We start from the raw sequence: 16,591 nt of genomic DNA, 5'->3' as shown, positions 1-16,591 counted from the left end.
AGCGCGTGTCCCGCTCACCCCGCGGCCACCGTCCCGCACCCGCGACCGCGGACCGACCAGCACACCCACCAGGACCGGCGAACCACGTGAGCTCCTCTTCCTCCACCAGGCGCCTGCCGCACCCCCAGGTGCGGCAGGGGAGCCGTGGCGCTTACCGACTGGTCCGTACCCCGCCGGCCGCTGTGCGCCCCCCTCGTCTGGACGCCGCACAGCGCGCCGTGGTTGAGCACGCCGCCGGTCCGCTGCTCGTCCTCGCCGGTCCCGGCACCGGGAAGACCACCACCCTGGTGGAGTCCGTGGCCGCGCGGATCGCGCGCGGTGCGGATCCCGAGCGGATCCTGGTGCTGACGTTCAGCCGCAAGGCCGCCGTCGAACTGCGCGACCGCATGGCCCTGCGGGTGGGCGCGGCCCGCGCGCCCCGGGCGACCACCTTCCACTCGTACTGCTACGCCCTGGTCCGCGCCCACCAGGACAGCGGTCTGTTCGTGGACCCGCTGCGGCTGCTGTCCGGCCCCGAGCAGGACGTCACCGTCCGCGAGCTGCTGGCCGGCGAGGCAGAGCTGGAGCGGCTGGGGCTCGACCCGGTGCGCTGGCCGGACGAACTGCGCGCCTGCCTGACCACCCGGGGCTTCGCCGACGAGGTCCGCGCGGTCCTCGCCCGCAGCCGGGAACTCGGCCTGGACCCGGCCGCCCTGGACGCCTTCGCCCGCCGGATCGGCCGCCCCGACTGGCGGGCCGCGGCCGCCTTCCTCGCCGAGTACCTGGACGTCCTCGACCTCCAGGGTGTCCTCGACTACGCCGAACTCGTCCACCGCGCGGTGCTGCTCGCCCACCGCCCCGAGGTCGCCCTGGACCTCGCCGGGCGCTACGACGCCGTCTACGTCGACGAGTACCAGGACACCGACCCGGCCCAGGTCCGCCTGCTGCGCGCCGTGGCCGGGGCCGGGCGCACCCTGGTCGCGTTCGGCGACCCGGACCAGTCGATCTACACGTTCCGCGGCGCGGACGTGAACGGGATCCTGGAGTTCCCGCACGTCTTCGCGCGCGTGGACGGCACTCCCGCCCCCGTCGAGGTGCTGCGCACCGCCCGCCGCGCGGGTGCCGGCCTGCTGGCCGCGACCCGGCTGCTGACCCGGCGGATGCCGCTCACCCGGCTGCCCGCCGACCGGGTGCGTGCCCACCGCGAACCGGTCCCCGCGCGGGACGGCGGACACGTCGAGGTCTACACGTATCCGACCGCCGGCACCGAACTGGACAACATCGCCGACGTCCTGCGGCGCGCCCATCTGGAGGACGGCGTCCGCTGGAGCGACATGGCCGTCCTGGTGCGCGGCGGCGCCACACTTCCGACGGTCCGCCGCGCCCTCACCGCGGCGGGGGTCCCCCTGGACATCGACGGTGACGACGTGCCGCTGCGCCACGAACCGGCGGTGGCGCCCCTGCTGGCGGCACTGCGCGCGGTGGCCGAGGCGGCAGCGGCGCACGAGGCGCCGGACGGTGCCAGCTGGCTGACCACCGAGACCGCGCTCACCCTGCTCACCTCGCCCCTCGCCGGCATGGACGCGGCCGACCTGCGCCGCCTCGGCCGGGCCCTGCGCGACGAGGAGCGCGCGTCCGGGAACGCGCTCCCGCCGCCCTCGGACGAACTGCTCGCGCGGGCGCTCGCCGAACCCGAGCGCCTGGCCGTCCACGACCCCGGCTACGCGCGCGGGGCCCAGCGCCTCGGCGCGCTGCTCAGGAAGGCCCGGGAGCGCCTCGCCGACGGCGGTACGGCCGAGGAGGCGCTGTGGGACCTGTGGAACGGCACACCCTGGCCCTCGCGCCTGGAGCGCGCCGCCCGGCGCGGCGGCGCGGCCGGCCGCAACGCCGACCGTGACCTGGACGCCGTGTGCGCCCTGTTCGCCACCGCCGCCCGCGCGGAGGAGCGCAGCGGCGGCCGGGGCACGCTGAACTTCCTGGCCGAGATCGAGGCCGAGGACATCGCCGCCGACACCCTGGCCGGCCGTGCGGTACGGCCCGACGCCGTACGCCTGATGACCGCGCACCGGGCCAAGGGGCTGGAGTGGCGACTGGTCGTCGTGGCCGGCGTCCAGGAGGGGGTCTGGCCGGACCTGCGCCGCCGCGGCTCGCTCCTGGAGGCCGACCGCATCGGCCGCGACGGACTCGCCGAACCGCTCACCCCGGGCGCGCTGCTCGCCGAGGAGCGCCGCCTGTTCTACGTCGCCGCCACGCGCGCGCGGGAACGTCTCGTCGTCACCGCGGTGAAGGCCCCCGCGGACGACGGCGACCAGCCCTCCCGCTTCCTCACCGAGCTGGGCGTCGAACCCCAGGACGTCACCGGCCGGCCCCGCCGGCCGCTCGCCGTGGCCGCCCTGGTCGCCGAGCTGCGCGCGACGACTGTCGACCCGCGCGCCTCCGACGCCCTGCGCGAGGCGGCCGCGCAGCGCCTCGCCCGGCTGGCCGCACTCGCCGACGAGGACGGCCGCCCCCTGGTGCCCGCCGCCCACCCCTACCGCTGGTGGGGCATGTTCGAGCCGACCGAGAGCAAGGTGCCGCTGCGCGACCGCGACCAGCCGGTGGTGCTCTCCGGCAGCGCCCTCGACCAGCTCGCCAACACCTGTAGCCTGCAGTGGTTCCTGGGCCGCGAGGTGAAGGCCGACGCCCCCGCCACCACCGCCCAGGGCTTCGGCAACGTCGTGCACGTCCTCGCCGACGAGGTCGCCTCCGGGCGTACCCCCGCCGACCTCGCCGTCCTCATGGAGCGCCTGGAGTCGGTGTGGAACGCGCTCGCCTTCGACGCGCCCTGGAAGTCGGCGCAGGAGAAGGACAACGCGCGCGTGGCGCTCGAACGCTTCCTGAAGTGGCACGTCCTGGACCGCACCGGACGGACCCCGGTCGCCAGCGAACAGGACTTCGACGTCACCCTGGACGCGGGCGACTACGAGGTGCGCATCCGCGGGCAGATGGACCGCGTGGAGACCGACGCCGAGGGCCGCGCGTACGTCGTCGACTTCAAGACCGGCAAACAGGCGCCCAGTTCGGCCGAGGTGGCCCGGCACCCCCAGCTCGCCGTCTACCAGCTCGCGGTCCGCGAGGGCGCCGTCGACGAGGCCTTCGACGGAGTACGGCCCGAGCCCGGCGGCGCCGAACTGGTCCACCTCCGACAGGGCGCCGCCCAGCGCGACGGCGGCGAGACACTGCCCAAGGTGCAGGCGCAGGAGCCGCTGGAGGGGGAGTGGGTCGGTGAACTGCTGGCCACGGCCGCCGGCAAGGTACTCGACGAACGCTTCACGCCCACCACCGGCCAGCACTGCACGCACTGCGCCTTCCGGGCGTCGTGCAGCGCCCGGCCCGAGGGGCGGCACGTGGTGGAGTGAGCGCTGTGTCTCGATTGTCAGTGCCCGCCGCTAGCCTCTTTCCTCATGCCCGCACACATCACCGACCCCGAGCAGCTCAAGGAGCTCCTCGGCATCCCGTTCACCCCGGAGCAGACGGCCTGCATCACCGCGCCGCCCGCCCCGCAGGTGATCGTGGCCGGAGCCGGTTCGGGCAAGACCACGGTGATGGCGGCCCGCGTGGTCTGGCTGGTCGGCACCGGCCAGGTCGCCCCCGAACAGGTCCTCGGCCTGACCTTCACCAACAAGGCGGCCGGTGAGCTCGCCGAACGCGTCCGCAAGGCGCTCGTCAGGGCCGGCGTCACGGACCCCGACGTCATCGACCCGGACAACCCGCCCGGCGAGCCGGTCATCTCGACCTACCACTCCTTCGCCGGCCGGCTGCTGACCGACCACGGGCTGCGCATCGGCCTGGAGCCCACCTCCAGGCTGCTCGCCGACGCCACCCGCTACCAGCTCGCCGCCCGCGTACTGCGCGAGGCCCCCGGCCCCTACCCGGCCCTGACCCGCTCCTTCGCCGACCTGGTCAGCGACCTGCTCGCGCTGGACTCCGAACTCTCCGAACACCTCGTACGACCCGAGGAGCTGCGCACCTGGGACGCCGGACTGCTCAGCACCCTGGCGGGCGTCAAGCTCGGCAACGCCGACCTGCGCAAGGTCCCCGAGGCCGCGGCCGCACGCCGTGACCTGGCCGGACTCGTCCTGCGGTACCGGGCCGCCAAGCGCGAGCGGGACCTGCTCGACTTCGGCGACCAGATCGCGCTGTCCGCCTCGCTCGCCCGGATCCCCGAGGTGGGCCGGCTGCTCCGCGACGAGTTCCGGGTCGTCCTCCTCGACGAGTACCAGGACACCTCGGTCGCCCAGCGTGTCCTCCTGGCGGGCCTGTTCGGTGGCGGCACCGGGCACCCCGTGACCGCGGTCGGCGACCCCTGCCAGGCCATCTACGGCTGGCGTGGCGCCTCCGTCGCCAACCTGGACGACTTCCCCGAGCACTTCGCGCGCGCCGACGGCCGCCCCGCCACCCGCCAGGCGCTCAGCGAGAACCGCCGCAGCGGCGGCCGTCTCCTCGACCTCGCCAACGGCCTCGCCGAGCCGCTGCGTGCCATGCACGCGGGCGTGGCGGCCCTGCGCCCGGCCCCGGGCGCCGAACGCGACGGCACGGTCCGGTGCGCCCTGCTGCGCACCCACGCCGAGGAGATGGACTGGATCGCCGACTCGGTCGCCCATCTCGTCCGCACCGGCACCGCGCCCGGCGAGATCGCGGTCCTGTGCCGCACGGCGACCGACTTCGCACAGATCCAGGGCGCACTCGTCGCCCGGGACGTCCCCGTCGAGGTGGTCGGCCTCTCCGGGCTGCTGCACCTGCCCGAGGTGGCCGACCTCGTCGCCGTCTGCGAAGTGCTCCAGGACCCCGGGGCCAACGCCTCCCTGGTCCGGCTGCTGAGCGGCCCGCGCTGGCGCATCGGCCCTCGTGACCTGGCCCTGCTCGGCCGCCGTGCCCGGCTGCTGGTCGCCCACGCGCGCGTGGGCGACCCGGACGACCCGGACCGTCGGCTCGCCGAGGCCGTCGAAGGCGTCGACCCCGCCGAGGTGATATCGCTCGCGGACGCCCTGGACACCTTCCTGGAGCTGCCGATCGGCACGGACCGGACCGGGCCGGAGGACGACGGGCTGCCGTTCTCGCCGGACGCGCGCGTGCGCTTCGCCCGGCTCGCCGCCGAACTGCGCGAGCTGCGCCGGGCCCTGTCCGACCCGCTGATGGACGTTCTGCACCGGGTGCTCGCGGTCACCGGCCTCGAGGTCGAGCTGTCGGCGTCCCCGCACGCCCTCGCCGCCCGCCGTCGCGAGACCCTGTCCAACTTCCTGGACGTCGCCGCCTCCTTCGCGGCCGGTGACCAGGAGGCGAGTCTGCTCGCCTTCCTGGGTTTCCTGCGTACCGCCGCCCAGTACGAGAAGGGCCTGGACAACGCGCTGCCCGGCGGTGAGAACACCGTCAAGGTGCTCACCGCGCACAAGTCGAAGGGCCTGGAGTGGGACGTCGTGGCCGTCCCCGGACTGGTGAAGGGCACCTTCCCGAGCAGCCAGGGGCGTGAGAAGTGGACCGCCCAGGCCAAGGTGCTCCCGCACGCCCTGCGCGGCGACACCGACACCCTGCCCGACGTCGAGGCCTGGGACTCACGGGGCATGAAGGCCTTCCACGAGGCGATGAAGGACCACCAGCACACCGAGGAACTCCGGCTCGGCTACGTCACCTTCACCCGCCCCCGCTCGCTGCTCCTCGGGTCGGGCCACTGGTGGGGCCCCAGCCAGAAGAAGCCGCGCGGCCCCTCCGACTTCCTCGGGGACCTGTACGAGCACTGCGCCGCCGGATACGGCGAGATCGAGGCCTGGGCCGACGAACCGGGTGAGGACGAGGAGAACCCGGCACTGCACACGGCGAGCGCCGACCAGGCCTGGCCGCTGCCCCTGGACGAGGGCGCGCTGGCCCGCCGGCGCGCGGCCGCCGAGACCGTGCTCGCCCACCTGGACGCCGTTCCGGCCGAGGCCGGCTCGGGTGGTGCTCCCGCCGCCCACGACCCGGCCGGCGTCGAGGACCCGGACTGGCCCCCGCCGCCGGAGGACGAGGAACCCGACCCCGACGAGGACGCCTTCGCGGACGCCCACGCCGCCGACTGGGACTCCTGGAGCACCGACCGCCCCACGGTCCCGCACCAGGTCGCGCACGCCGAGCGCACGCCCCCGCACGCGCCGGCGGACGAGCGTGCCCCCGCCGTCCCGCTCACCCCCGAGGAGGCCCGCGCCGTCGCCTCCTGGGACCGTGACCTCGACGCGCTCGCCGGTGAGCTGCTGCGCGCCCGCCGCAGCGTCACCGACGTGCCGCTGCCGGCCGCGCTCTCCGCCACCCAGCTGATGCGTCTCGCGGAGGACCCGGACGGGCTCGCACAGGAACTCGCCCGCCCCATGCCACGCCCCCCGCAGCCGGCCGCGCGCCGGGGCACCCGGTTCCACGCCTGGGTCGAGGCCCGTTTCGAAGAACTCACGCTGCCCATGCTGGAGCCCGACGAGCTGCCCGGCAGCGACGCCGAGATCGCCGACGAACGCGACCTCGAAGCCCTCAAGGAGGCCTTCGAACGCACCGAGTACGCCCACCGCACGCCCTACCGGGTCGAGGCCCCCTTCCAGCTCGCCCTCGCGGGCCGGGTCGTACGGGGCCGGATCGACGCCGTGTACCGGACCGTGAGCGGCGACCGGGTGTCGTACGAGATCGTGGACTGGAAGACCAGCCGTACCCGGCTCGCCGACCCGCTCCAGCTGGCGATCTACCGGATCGGCTGGGCGGAGCAGCAGGGCGTGCCGCCCGAGGCGGTCACGGTCGCGTTCGTGCACGTGCGCACCGGCGAGGTGGAACGGCCGGAGGGGCTGCCGGACCGCGCCGCCCTGGAAAAGCTGATCGTCGGACAAGCTGAGTGTGACGAACAGCCCGCCGAGGATGTCCGTCCGGGCCGATAGGCTCGTGACCATGAGCCAGACCCCGGACAGCGCCGTCCGTACGTACATCGAGCAGCACCGCGCCGCCTTCCTCGCCGACCTCGCCGAATGGCTGCGCATCCCCTCCGTGTCGGCTCGGCCCGACCACGCCGCCGATGTATGCCGCAGCGCCGACTGGCTCGCCGCCAAACTGACCGGGACCGGCTTCCCGACCGCCGAGGTCTGGGAGACACCGGGCGCCCCCGCCGTCTTCGCGGAGTGGCCCTCGGGCGACCCCGAAGCCCTCACGGTCCTCGTCTACGGCCATCACGACGTACAGCCCGCCGCCCGCGAGGACGGCTGGGACAGCGAACCCTTCGAGCCGGTCGTCCGGGAGAACCGCCTCTACGCGCGCGGCGCGGCCGACGACAAGGGCCAGGTGTTCTTCCACACACTCGGCGTCCGCGCCCACCTCGCCGCCACCGGCCGCACCGCCCCCGCGGTCAACCTGAAGCTGCTGATCGAGGGCGAGGAGGAGTCCGGCTCCCCGCACTTCCGCGCGCTGGTCGAGGAGCACGCCGAGCGGCTCGCCGCCGACGCCGTGATCGTCTCCGACACCGGGATGTGGTCCGAGGACATCCCCACGGTGTGCACGGGCATGCGCGGGCTCACCGAGTGCCAGATCGTCCTGCACGGCCCGGACCAGGACATCCACTCCGGCGAGTTCGGCGGTGCCGTGCCCAACCCGGCCACCGCCGCGGCCCGCCTGGTCGCCGCCCTGCACGACGAACACGGGCGGGTGGCGATCCCCGGCTTCTACGACGGGGTCGTGGAGCCGGGCGACCGCGAGCGGCGGCTCTGGGCCGAGCTGCCCTTCGACGAGAAGAGCTGGCTGCGCGGAGCGCACTCGCACGCCACCGCGGGCGAGGCCGGATACACCACCCTGGAGCGCGTCTGGGCCCGTCCCACCGCCGAGGTCAACGGCATCGGCGGCGGCTACCAGGGCCCCGGCAGCAAGACGATCGTCCCGTCCTCGGCGGAGCTGAAGCTGTCGTTCCGGCTGGTCGCGGGACAGGAACCGGAGCGCGTCAACGAGGCCGTCCGCGCCTGGGCCGCCGACCGGATCCCCGCCGGCGTCCGCGCCGAGATCACGTTCCTGCCGGCCACCCGCCCGTGCCTGACCCCGCTCGACCACCCCGGGCTCCAGTCGCTGGCCCGTGCCATGGGGCGGGCCTTCGAAGGCCCTGTCCGGTTCACCCGTTCGGGTGGCTCGGGACCGGCGGCGGACCTCCAGGACGTCCTCGGGGCACCCGTCCTCTTCCTGGGCATCTCCGTCCCCTCCGACGGCTGGCACGCCCCGAACGAGAAGGTCGAGCTGGACCTCCTCCTCAAGGGCGTCGAGACCAGCGCCTACCTCTGGGACGACCTCGCCGAGAACTGGCGCCGTGCCCCCTGAGCCGCCGGCGCCGTCCGGAGCGGCACCGCGCGCGGGGCACACTGGAAGGGCCGCCCCGCCCGGCCCCGCCCGACCCGGTCTCCTCCCGCCCTTCGTCCCACTGAACCACCCGCTGAAACATCCGCTGCACTGGGGGAGTTGGAAGCACCCGTGACCACCTGGACCGACCACACCGCCGACCGACCCATCTCGCTCACCGCCCCGAGCGGCATCGACCGCGCCGCCCACCACCGGCTCGACGAGGCCTGGCTCGCGGCGGCGTGGAGCCACCCCGACACCCGCTGCTTCGTGGTCTCCGGCGGCCAGGTCCTCATCGACGAGACGCCCGAGGGCCGCACCGAACTCGTCATGACCCCCTCCTTCGAGGCCCCCCTCACCGAGGCGCACCGCTACTTCCTGGGCACCGACGAGGACGGCGTCAGCTACTTCGCCCTCCAGAAGGACGCGCTGCCCGGCCGCATCGACCAGTCCGCGCGCCCCGCCGGCCTGCGGGAGGCCGGGCTGCTGCTGTCCCCGCGCGACACCGGCCTGATGGTGCACGCGGTCGGCCTGGAGAACTGGCAGCGCACCCACCGCTTCTGCTCCCGCTGCGGCGAACGCACCGCCATCGCCGCCGCCGGACACATCCGCCGCTGCCCCGCCTGCGGCGCCGAGCACTACCCGCGCACCGACCCCGCCGTGATCATGGCCGTCACCGACGAGGACGACCGCATCCTGCTCGGCCGCCAGGTCCACTGGCCCGAGGGCCGCTTCTCCACGCTCGCCGGTTTCGTCGAGCCGGGCGAGTCCATCGAGCAGGCGGTGCGCCGTGAGGTGTCCGAGGAGGTCGGGGTCACCGTCGGCCCGGTCGAGTACGTCGCCAGCCAGCCCTGGCCGTTCCCGTCCAGCCTGATGCTGGGCTTCATGGCCCGCGCGACCTCCACGGAGATCAACGTGGACGGCGACGAGATCCACGAGGCCCGCTGGTTCTCCCGCGACGAACTGGGCGCCGCCTTCGACTCCGGCGAGGTCCTGCCGCCGTACGGCATCTCCATCGCGGCCCGCCTGATCGAGATGTGGTACGGCAAGCCACTGCCGACGAGGAGCTTCGTCTGAGACGACGGGCGCGATGAAGGCCGACACTCCCTGTAACCACAAGGCCCTGCTCTGGCGCTACGGCCTGGTGTGGGACAAGCCCGTCTGAACACGCGAAAGCGGCCCCTGACATGTGTCAGGGGCCGCCGTACGACTGCGAACTCAGGCGCCGATCTTCTGCTTGACCTGGGCCAGGGAGGGGTTCGTCAGCGTCGAGCCGTCTCCGAAGAGCACGGTCGGCACCGTCTGGTTTCCGCCATTCGCCTTCTCCACGAACGCGGCCGACTCCGGGTCCTGCTCGATGTTGATCTCGGTGTACGCGATGCCCTCGCGGTCCATCTGGCTCTTCAGCCGACGGCAGTAACCGCACCACGTGGTGCTGTACATCGTCACAGTGCCCTGCATCTCGCTCGCGCTCCTTCTGGCAGCTCGGGAAGGTCGTCCGGAGAAAGAACGTCCGCGACCCGTCCGCCATTCCCACCGCCCCCGCCCCGCACGGCGCCTGCCGCATTAGTACGGCGCCTGCCGCGTTAGTACGACCGCGAGGGGACGCCTGTGGACAACCGGCACGGTCGTCTCGGGCGACCTGGCAGCATGGCAATGTGACAGCAGCAACGCACTCCTCCCTCTTCCCACCGGTACCGGACTCGGCCGACGCGGTGCTCGAAGGGCTCGACCCCGAGCAGCGCGCGGTGGCGACCGCCCTGCACGGACCGGTGTGTGTGCTGGCCGGAGCGGGAACCGGCAAGACCCGGGCGATCACCCACCGGATCGCCTACGGGGTGCGGGCCGGCATCCTCCAGCCCTCCAGCGTGCTCGCCGTCACGTTCACCAACCGCGCCGCCGGAGAGATGCGCGGCCGGCTGCGCCAGCTCGGCGCGCAGGGCGTCCAGGCCCGCACCTTCCACTCGGCCGCGCTGCGCCAGCTCCAGTTCTTCTGGCCGAAAGCGATCGGTGGCTCCCTGCCCCGGCTCGTCGACCGCAAGATCCAGCTCGTCGCCGACGCGGCCGCCGCCTGCCGCATCCGTCTCGACCGGGGCGAGCTGCGCGACGTGACCGCGGAGATCGAGTGGTCCAAGGTCACCCAGACCGTCCCCGCCGACTACGCGCTCGCCGCCCTGAAGGCCGGCCGCGAAAGCCCGCGGGACCCGGCGGAGATCGCCCAGCTCTACTCGGTCTACGAGGACCTCAAGCGGGACCGCGTCGTCATCGACTTCGAGGACGTCCTGCTGCTGACCGTCGGCATCCTGCAGGACCGGCAGGACATCGCCGACCAGGTCCGCGCCCAGTACCAGCACTTCGTCGTCGACGAGTACCAGGACGTCAGCCCCCTCCAGCAGCGGCTGCTGGAACTGTGGCTGGGGGAGCGCGACAGCCTGTGCGTCGTCGGCGACGCCAGCCAGACCATCTACTCGTTCACAGGAGCAACCCCCGACCATCTGCTCGACTTCCGCACCCGCCACCCCGGGGCCACCGTCGTCAAGCTGGTCCGGGACTACCGCTCCACCCCCCAGGTCGTCCACCTCGCCAACGGCCTGCTGGCCCAGGCCAACGGCCGGGCGGCCGACCACCGTCTGGAGCTCGTCTCCCAGCGCCCAGCGGGACCCGAGCCCGTCTACACCGAGTACGCCGACGAACCGGCCGAGGCCGAGGGCGCCGCCCGCCGCATCCGGGAGCTCATGGCCGCCGGCGTCCCGGCCGCCGAGATCGCCGTGCTGTTCCGCACCAACTCCCAGTCCGAGACCTACGAGCAGGCCCTCGCCGACGCCGGGGTGTCCTACCAGCTGCGTGGCGCCGAACGGTTCTTCGACCGTCCCGAGGTGCGCAGAGCGGGTGTCGCGCTGCGCGCCGCGGCCCGCTTCGGCGGCAACGACGCGCTGCTCGACGACACCGTCGACCTGCCCTCCCAGGTACGCGCGGTCCTCTCCGGCGAGGGCTGGACCAGCGAGCCGCCGGCCGGTTCCGGCGCGGTCCGGGAACGCTGGGAGTCACTGGCCGCCCTGGTCAACCTCGCCCACGACGTCGTCGCCGCCCGGCCCGCCGCCACCCTCGCCGACTTCGTCACCGAACTCGACGAGCGCGCGGGCGCCCAGCACGCCCCGACCGTCCAGGGCGTCACCCTCGCCTCCCTGCACTCGGCGAAGGGCCTGGAGTGGGACGTCGTCTTCCTGGTCGGTGTCGCCGAGGGCATGATGCCGATCACCTATGCGAAGACCGACGAACAGATCGAGGAGGAACGCCGTCTCCTGTACGTCGGTGTGACCCGCGCCAGGGAACGGCTCCATGTCTCCTGGTCGCTCTCCCGCAGCCCCGGCGGCCGCCCCAACCGCCGGCCCAGCCACTTCCTGGACGGTCTGCGCCCCGGCTCCACCGGCACCGTGGGCCGCGCCACGGGCACCGGCGGCGGGGGCGTCGAACGCGGCTTCGGCGGCGGCCCGTCGGCAGCACCCCGGCGCACCCAGCGCACCCCGGCCCGCTGCCGGGTCTGCGGGCGTACGCTCACCGACGCGGGCGAGATGAAACTGATGCGCTGCGACGGCTGCCCCTCCGACATGGACGAAGGCCTCTACGAACGGCTGCGCGACTGGCGTGCCGACCAGGCCCGGCTCAGTGGTCAGCCCGCCTTCTGTGTCTTCACCGACCGGACGCTGATGGCCATCGCGGAGACGGCCCCGGACGACGATCGCGAACTGGCTCGCATCCCCGGCGTCGGCATGCGCAAGCTCAACCGCTACGGCGCCGATGTTCTGGCCATCTGCGCAGGTCGGCAGCCCGGGGGAGGGGACGCCGACGACTGATGCGAACTCGTCGAAAAAATAGTTTGCGCATGCGCCAGCAATCCCCATAGGTTCTAGGCACGGAAGCGGCGGCCTTCTCGAAGGCCCGGTTCCGTGTTGTACTTGCATATCCGAGCGGACTGGTTCACCCCAGTCCCCCCAGACGCCGAGAGGAGGCGAGTCCAGTGATCAGCATCGAGACCAACATCAGCGCGGCCAAAATGACCGATCTCTCGGCCGTCTCCCTGTGCATGCTCGGCGTCTCCAACCTGGGCACCGGTCTGTCCGGCATTTCTGCCGTGCGTCCGGCGTCCACCGTTGTCTCTCTCGCGGGTCTTCCCGTCCGTGAGCGCGACGAGCGACCGACCGAGGCACTGGAAGCAGTAGTGGCAGGGGCCAATGCCTATGCCTTTACGGCAGCCGGTGCCGGAAGCCGGAAGCAGACGAAGCAGCACGACCTGATGTGGGCCTTCCGTGGGCCAGAACCCTGGAGTGATCCAGCCTGATCGATCAGGCCGGCGCCTTCAGGGCCGCGGAACCCCATCCGGGATCCGCGGCCCTTCTGTTTTCCCCGAACGGGGAGAGCGGAGCGAAGGGGCCTCGGGGCAAGAGCAGAACCCGGTACCAGCCGCCAACCGGTCCACCCGACCGGAACGACCAGACGAGGAAGAACAACCGTGCAACTCGAAGCGCACGCCCCGTCCGTACCGCCTTCCGAAACGATCCCCCCGCCCGGCCTCACGGAGGACTCCACCTTGATCCCGCTCACCGCGCTCACCGCGCTCGACGACGCCATCGAGAACCTCGGCGTACCCGTCCCCTGCCGCTCCTACGACCCGGAGGTCTTCTTCGCCGAGTCGCCGGCCGACGTCGAGTACGCCAAGTCCCTCTGCCGCACCTGCCCGCTGATCGAGGCCTGCCTCGCCGGCGCCAAGGAGCGGCGTGAGCCCTGGGGCGTCTGGGGTGGCGAGCTGTTCGTCCAGGGTGTCGTCGTGGCCCGCAAGCGGCCTCGTGGCCGTCCGCGCAAGAACCCGGTCACGGCATGAACATCCACGGAACGATCGACCGCCCCCTCACGCACGACCCCAAGAAGCAGGCCCCGATGAAGCCGTCCACCAGCGAGCCCGCAGGCTCCGCGACCCCAGACTTCACCACTGCCGGTGCCACCACCGGTTCGCGTCAGAACAGGACCCGAGAGATGCAACTCATTCCAGAAGCCCTGGCCCGTGCGCATATGCACGAGCGACTGCACGAGGCCGAGCGGGAACGCCTGGCCGTGCGCCTGGCGGCCGCTCGCCGCATGCAGCGCAGGGCCGAGCGCGCCTCGCTGCGCGCCCGCCGCGCGCTCGCCATGGCCGTGATGCAGTAGTCCCGAACACCTGAAGCGGTGGCCTCCCGACCGAGGGAGGCGAAAGCTCTCCCCGCGGGGGCCGGTCCGGCCGAACGGACCGGCCCCCGCGGTGCGTTGTGCCCGGGATCGGCGCACCGCGGAGTTATCGTCACCAGGTGACGAGTCTTCCCGGAGGCAGTGATCACGGCGGCTCCGGCCCGGAGCCCCACCCTCTGGCGTGCGCCCGCTGCGGCGTCCCGGCCGACGGTCCCCCGCCCACCACCTGGACCTGTTCCGTGGAACACGGCATCCGCCGGTACTTCTGCGACACCTGCTCCAGGGACAACCTCAGGGCGATCGAGGGCAGGCTCGACTCGTCCTGGTGGTGAACACCGGGTCCCCTGCGCCGGACACGCCCCCTATGCCTCGCCGACCGCCTCCGTCGCCTCGGCCTCCTCGAACTCCGCGGCGTCCTCCGGCACGAACCCCGGCAGCCACGCCTCCAGTTCCTCCCGCAGCCGGACCGTCGCGCCCAGCTGGCACAGCACGCCGATGGTGCTGAGCGTCACCCGGTGTATCAGCAGGTAGGCGGGCGGCAGATTGAGCTGTTTGCCGAGCTGGTATGCGGGGTTGCGGGGGTCGGCGATACGGGCCGCCTGACTGCGCATCCAGTTGCGGGTGAAGGTGAACTCGTCGACCTGGGCCGGTTCGATGATCGGCACCAGATAGTCCAGGACGGCATCGGGGTCCAGCTCTATGGACTCCTTCACGAACCCCTCGGCGCGCAACAGCTCGTAGACCGCCTCCGCGTCACCGTCCAGGGTCATCCGCAGGGAGTCGCCGATCGGACTGGGCAGGCCCCCGGCGAGGCGGTCGACCGTGCCGAAGTCCAGCACGCCGAGGCGCCACTCCTCCTCGTCCTCCGGCCCGCCGGGCAGCAGACGGAAGTTGCCCGGGTGCGGGTCCGCGTGCAGCAGGCCGGTGCGGGCCGGGCCCGAGAACAGGAAGCGGGCCAGCAGCTGACCGGCCCGGTCCCGCTGCTCCTGGGTACCCGCCGAGATGATCTCGGAGAGCGGTATCCCGTCGATCCACTCCGTGACCAGTACCTGGTCACACTGGTGCACCACTGCCGGCACCAGCACATCGGGGTCGCCTTCGAACTCCTCCGCGTGGGCCGCCTGGGCCTGCGCCTCCAGGGAGTAGTCCAGCTCCTCGGAGACCCGGTCGCGCAGCTCCGCGATCAGCGGCTTGATGTCCATACCCGGGATCAGCGGACCCAGCAGACGGGCGAAACGGCTCAGCTGCCCGAGGTCCGAGAGCAGGGCCTCGCCCGCTCCCGGGTACTGCACCTTCACCGCCACCGCGCGGCCGTCGTGCCAGATCGCCCGGTGCACCTGGCCGATCGAGGCGGCCGCCGCGGGCTTCTCCTCGAACTCCACGAACAGCTCCCGCCAGTCCTCTCCGAGCCGCTCGGCGAGCACCGAGTGCACGGTGCGGGTCGGCATCGGGGGCGCGGCGTCCTGGAGTTTGGTGAGAGCCGCCCGGTAGGGGCCCGCTACCTCCTCCGGCAGGGCGGACTCGAAGACGGACAGGGCCTGCCCGAACTTCATCGCTCCGCCCTTCAACTCTCCGAGCACTTTGAAGAGTTGCTCCGCCGTGCGCTGCTGCAGCTCGCGGCCGACGATCTCCGCGGACTCGCCCACGATGCGCTTGCCCAGACCCCAGGTCGCGCGGCCGGCGAAGCCGAGCGGGAGCGCGGCGAGCTTGGCGGTCCGGGTGACCGCCTTCCGGGGAAGATCAGACATGCGCCCTCCAAGTCCCAGTCGGCCGCGCCGCGTCTGCCGCTTTTCGCCGCTTCGCCGACGGCCGTTGCACCACCATTGTCCCGTGCGGAGTCCGGTTGGTTGAGGCCTGTTCCCCCTCAGCTTTCTCCCCGGTGTTCCGCCCGGCCTCCTCCACGGCTTTCCGCCCGGCTGTCGCCTCCGTTTTCTCCGGCGCTCCGCAGGGGCACGCGGGGTGCGGCGGGACCGGTCGCGCATGCCAGTGCAGAGCCGGCACGGACGCCTCCCAGCGGACGCCCGTACCGGACGGCGACTCGCCGTCGAGGAAGGCCAGGGCATGCGCCGCGGCCAGGCCGGCCACGGCCGCCGCCAGTGTCAGATCGCAGGCCCCCACTCGCCGGGCCTGCCCGGACCGCCACTGGGCGACCAGCCGTGGCCAGGCCGGATCCCGGTCCGTGCGGTGTTCGTGCAGACAGCGGGCGCAGCCTGTCCCGCCGGGCAGCACGAGCGGGCCGACGACGCCCGTCCCCTCCACGACACCCGTGTAGAGGTGAGGTGTCCCGGAGGCCATGAGCGGCTCGGCGGCGCGTGCGTCCGGGGCGTGCACCAAAACGTCGTCGCGCGGGGCGACGACGACCAGCGCCAGCCCGGGTTCCGCCACGTCCGGACCGGGCCGGCGCGGCGGGCGGTCCGGGGCCGCCTGGCGTACCACTGCGCGCGCGGCCTCGGCGCGCCGTTCGCCGACCGACTCCGCGGGCAGCCCGCCCGGCGCCACGTCCCACGGCTGGACGCGGCCCACGTCCCGCACGTCGACCTCGCCGACGCCCGCGCCCGACAGCAGCGCGGCCAGCGTGACACCCACCCGGCCCGCGCCCCGCACCTCCACCCGAAGAGCCCGCCGGGCCGCCAGCCGCCCGATCGCGCCCCCCGGCTCCTGAGTGATCAGGGACAGCGACGCGAGATCCGGGCCCAGCCGGGCCAGCACCTCCTTCTTCTCCCGCAGTTCCTGAGCGGCGGGCCCGCCACCACGCGCGTCGTCCACGAGCCCGGCCCGGGACAGCCGCTCCACCAGCGCGTCGACATGGCCGTCCGGCAGGTCCATGCGATGCCCTTCCGCGCGCAGCAGCGCCAGTCCCCGGGCGCCGTCGAGCAGGTCGAGGAAGCTCCCGGTCGCCGTGTCCATCGGCCCGAGGGTCATCGCGTGCGCCGGAGTCATCCCGAACTGGACGGTGTTGAGATCGCGCCAGCCGCGCCGGAGCGCGGGCTTCACCAACGGATGCATGACAGGCCCCCGTAGCTGTCGAAAGGTC

General features: G+C 73.2%; 12 protein-coding genes. 9 read left to right on the top strand and 3 right to left on the bottom strand.

Going from position 1 to position 16,591, the window contains the following annotated elements; genetic code table 11:
• Positions 1–86: 86 nt before the first annotated feature.
• The 4 genes from MB828_RS12235 (at position 87) to nudC (ending at position 9,414) form a co-directional block, all read left to right on the top strand.
• Positions 87–3,377 (top strand): ATP-dependent helicase, encoded by a 3,291-nt coding sequence (locus tag MB828_RS12235; protein ID WP_301648167.1) that lies wholly within the window; start codon positions 87–89, stop codon positions 3,375–3,377.
• Between the two features lie 45 nt (positions 3,378–3,422).
• Entirely contained in the window at positions 3,423–6,905 is a 3,483-nt protein-coding gene (locus MB828_RS12230; protein WP_301648166.1) for a UvrD-helicase domain-containing protein, read from the top strand.
• Between the two features lie 10 nt (positions 6,906–6,915).
• Complete coding sequence (locus tag MB828_RS12225) at positions 6,916–8,319, top strand: dipeptidase (RefSeq protein ID WP_301648165.1); 1,404 nt, start codon at positions 6,916–6,918, stop codon at positions 8,317–8,319.
• A gap of 150 nt (positions 8,320–8,469) precedes the next feature.
• Positions 8,470–9,414, top strand: coding sequence for an NAD(+) diphosphatase (gene nudC, locus MB828_RS12220; RefSeq protein WP_133025399.1), 945 nt, complete (start codon positions 8,470–8,472; stop codon positions 9,412–9,414).
• A gap of 141 nt (positions 9,415–9,555) precedes the next feature.
• Here the strand turns inward: nudC and MB828_RS12215 are convergent, their stop codons facing one another.
• Positions 9,556–9,798: a mycoredoxin gene (locus MB828_RS12215; RefSeq protein WP_046730473.1), complete on the bottom strand. Its 243-nt coding sequence runs from the start codon at positions 9,796–9,798 to the stop codon at positions 9,556–9,558.
• 197 nt (positions 9,799–9,995) lie between these two features.
• Between MB828_RS12215 and MB828_RS12210 the strand changes: the two genes are divergently transcribed.
• The 5 genes from MB828_RS12210 (at position 9,996) to MB828_RS12190 (ending at position 13,889) form a co-directional block, all read left to right on the top strand.
• Positions 9,996–12,191 carry an ATP-dependent DNA helicase UvrD2 gene (locus MB828_RS12210; protein WP_301648164.1) on the top strand — a complete coding sequence of 732 codons (2,196 nt, stop codon included), beginning with the start codon at positions 9,996–9,998 and terminating at the stop codon, positions 12,189–12,191.
• 200 nt (positions 12,192–12,391) lie between these two features.
• A complete protein-coding gene (locus MB828_RS12205; RefSeq protein WP_430381367.1) occupies positions 12,392–12,676 on the top strand; it encodes a hypothetical protein in 285 nt (94 codons plus the stop codon).
• Positions 12,677–12,847: 171 nt separating this feature from the next.
• Positions 12,848–13,216, top strand: coding sequence for a WhiB family transcriptional regulator (locus MB828_RS12200; RefSeq protein ID WP_010984500.1), 369 nt, complete (start codon positions 12,848–12,850; stop codon positions 13,214–13,216).
• Positions 13,213–13,539, top strand: a complete 327-nt coding sequence (locus tag MB828_RS12195) for a hypothetical protein (RefSeq protein WP_046730471.1) — start codon at positions 13,213–13,215, stop codon at positions 13,537–13,539. Before MB828_RS12200 ends, MB828_RS12195 begins: the two co-directional genes overlap by 4 nt.
• Positions 13,540–13,676: 137 nt before the next feature.
• Positions 13,677–13,889: a hypothetical protein gene (locus MB828_RS12190; protein WP_133025396.1), complete on the top strand. Its 213-nt coding sequence runs from the start codon at positions 13,677–13,679 to the stop codon at positions 13,887–13,889.
• Positions 13,890–13,919: 30 nt separating this feature from the next.
• Here the strand turns inward: MB828_RS12190 and MB828_RS12185 are convergent, their stop codons facing one another.
• Positions 13,920–15,305 (bottom strand): ABC1 kinase family protein, encoded by a 1,386-nt coding sequence (locus tag MB828_RS12185; RefSeq protein WP_301648162.1) that lies wholly within the window; start codon positions 15,303–15,305, stop codon positions 13,920–13,922.
• On the bottom strand, positions 15,298–16,563 hold the full coding sequence (locus MB828_RS12180; protein WP_301648161.1) for a TOMM precursor leader peptide-binding protein: 1,266 nt from the start codon (positions 16,561–16,563) through the stop codon (positions 15,298–15,300). The genes MB828_RS12185 and MB828_RS12180 overlap by 8 nt, the downstream gene beginning before the upstream one ends.
• Between the last annotated feature and the right edge of the window lie 28 nt (positions 16,564–16,591).

It is taken from the genome of Streptomyces arenae, assembly GCF_022343545.1.
Taxonomy (GTDB): Bacteria; Actinomycetota; Actinomycetes; order Streptomycetales; family Streptomycetaceae; genus Streptomyces; species Streptomyces humi.
This window is presented reverse-complemented; position numbering and strand designations above follow the sequence as displayed.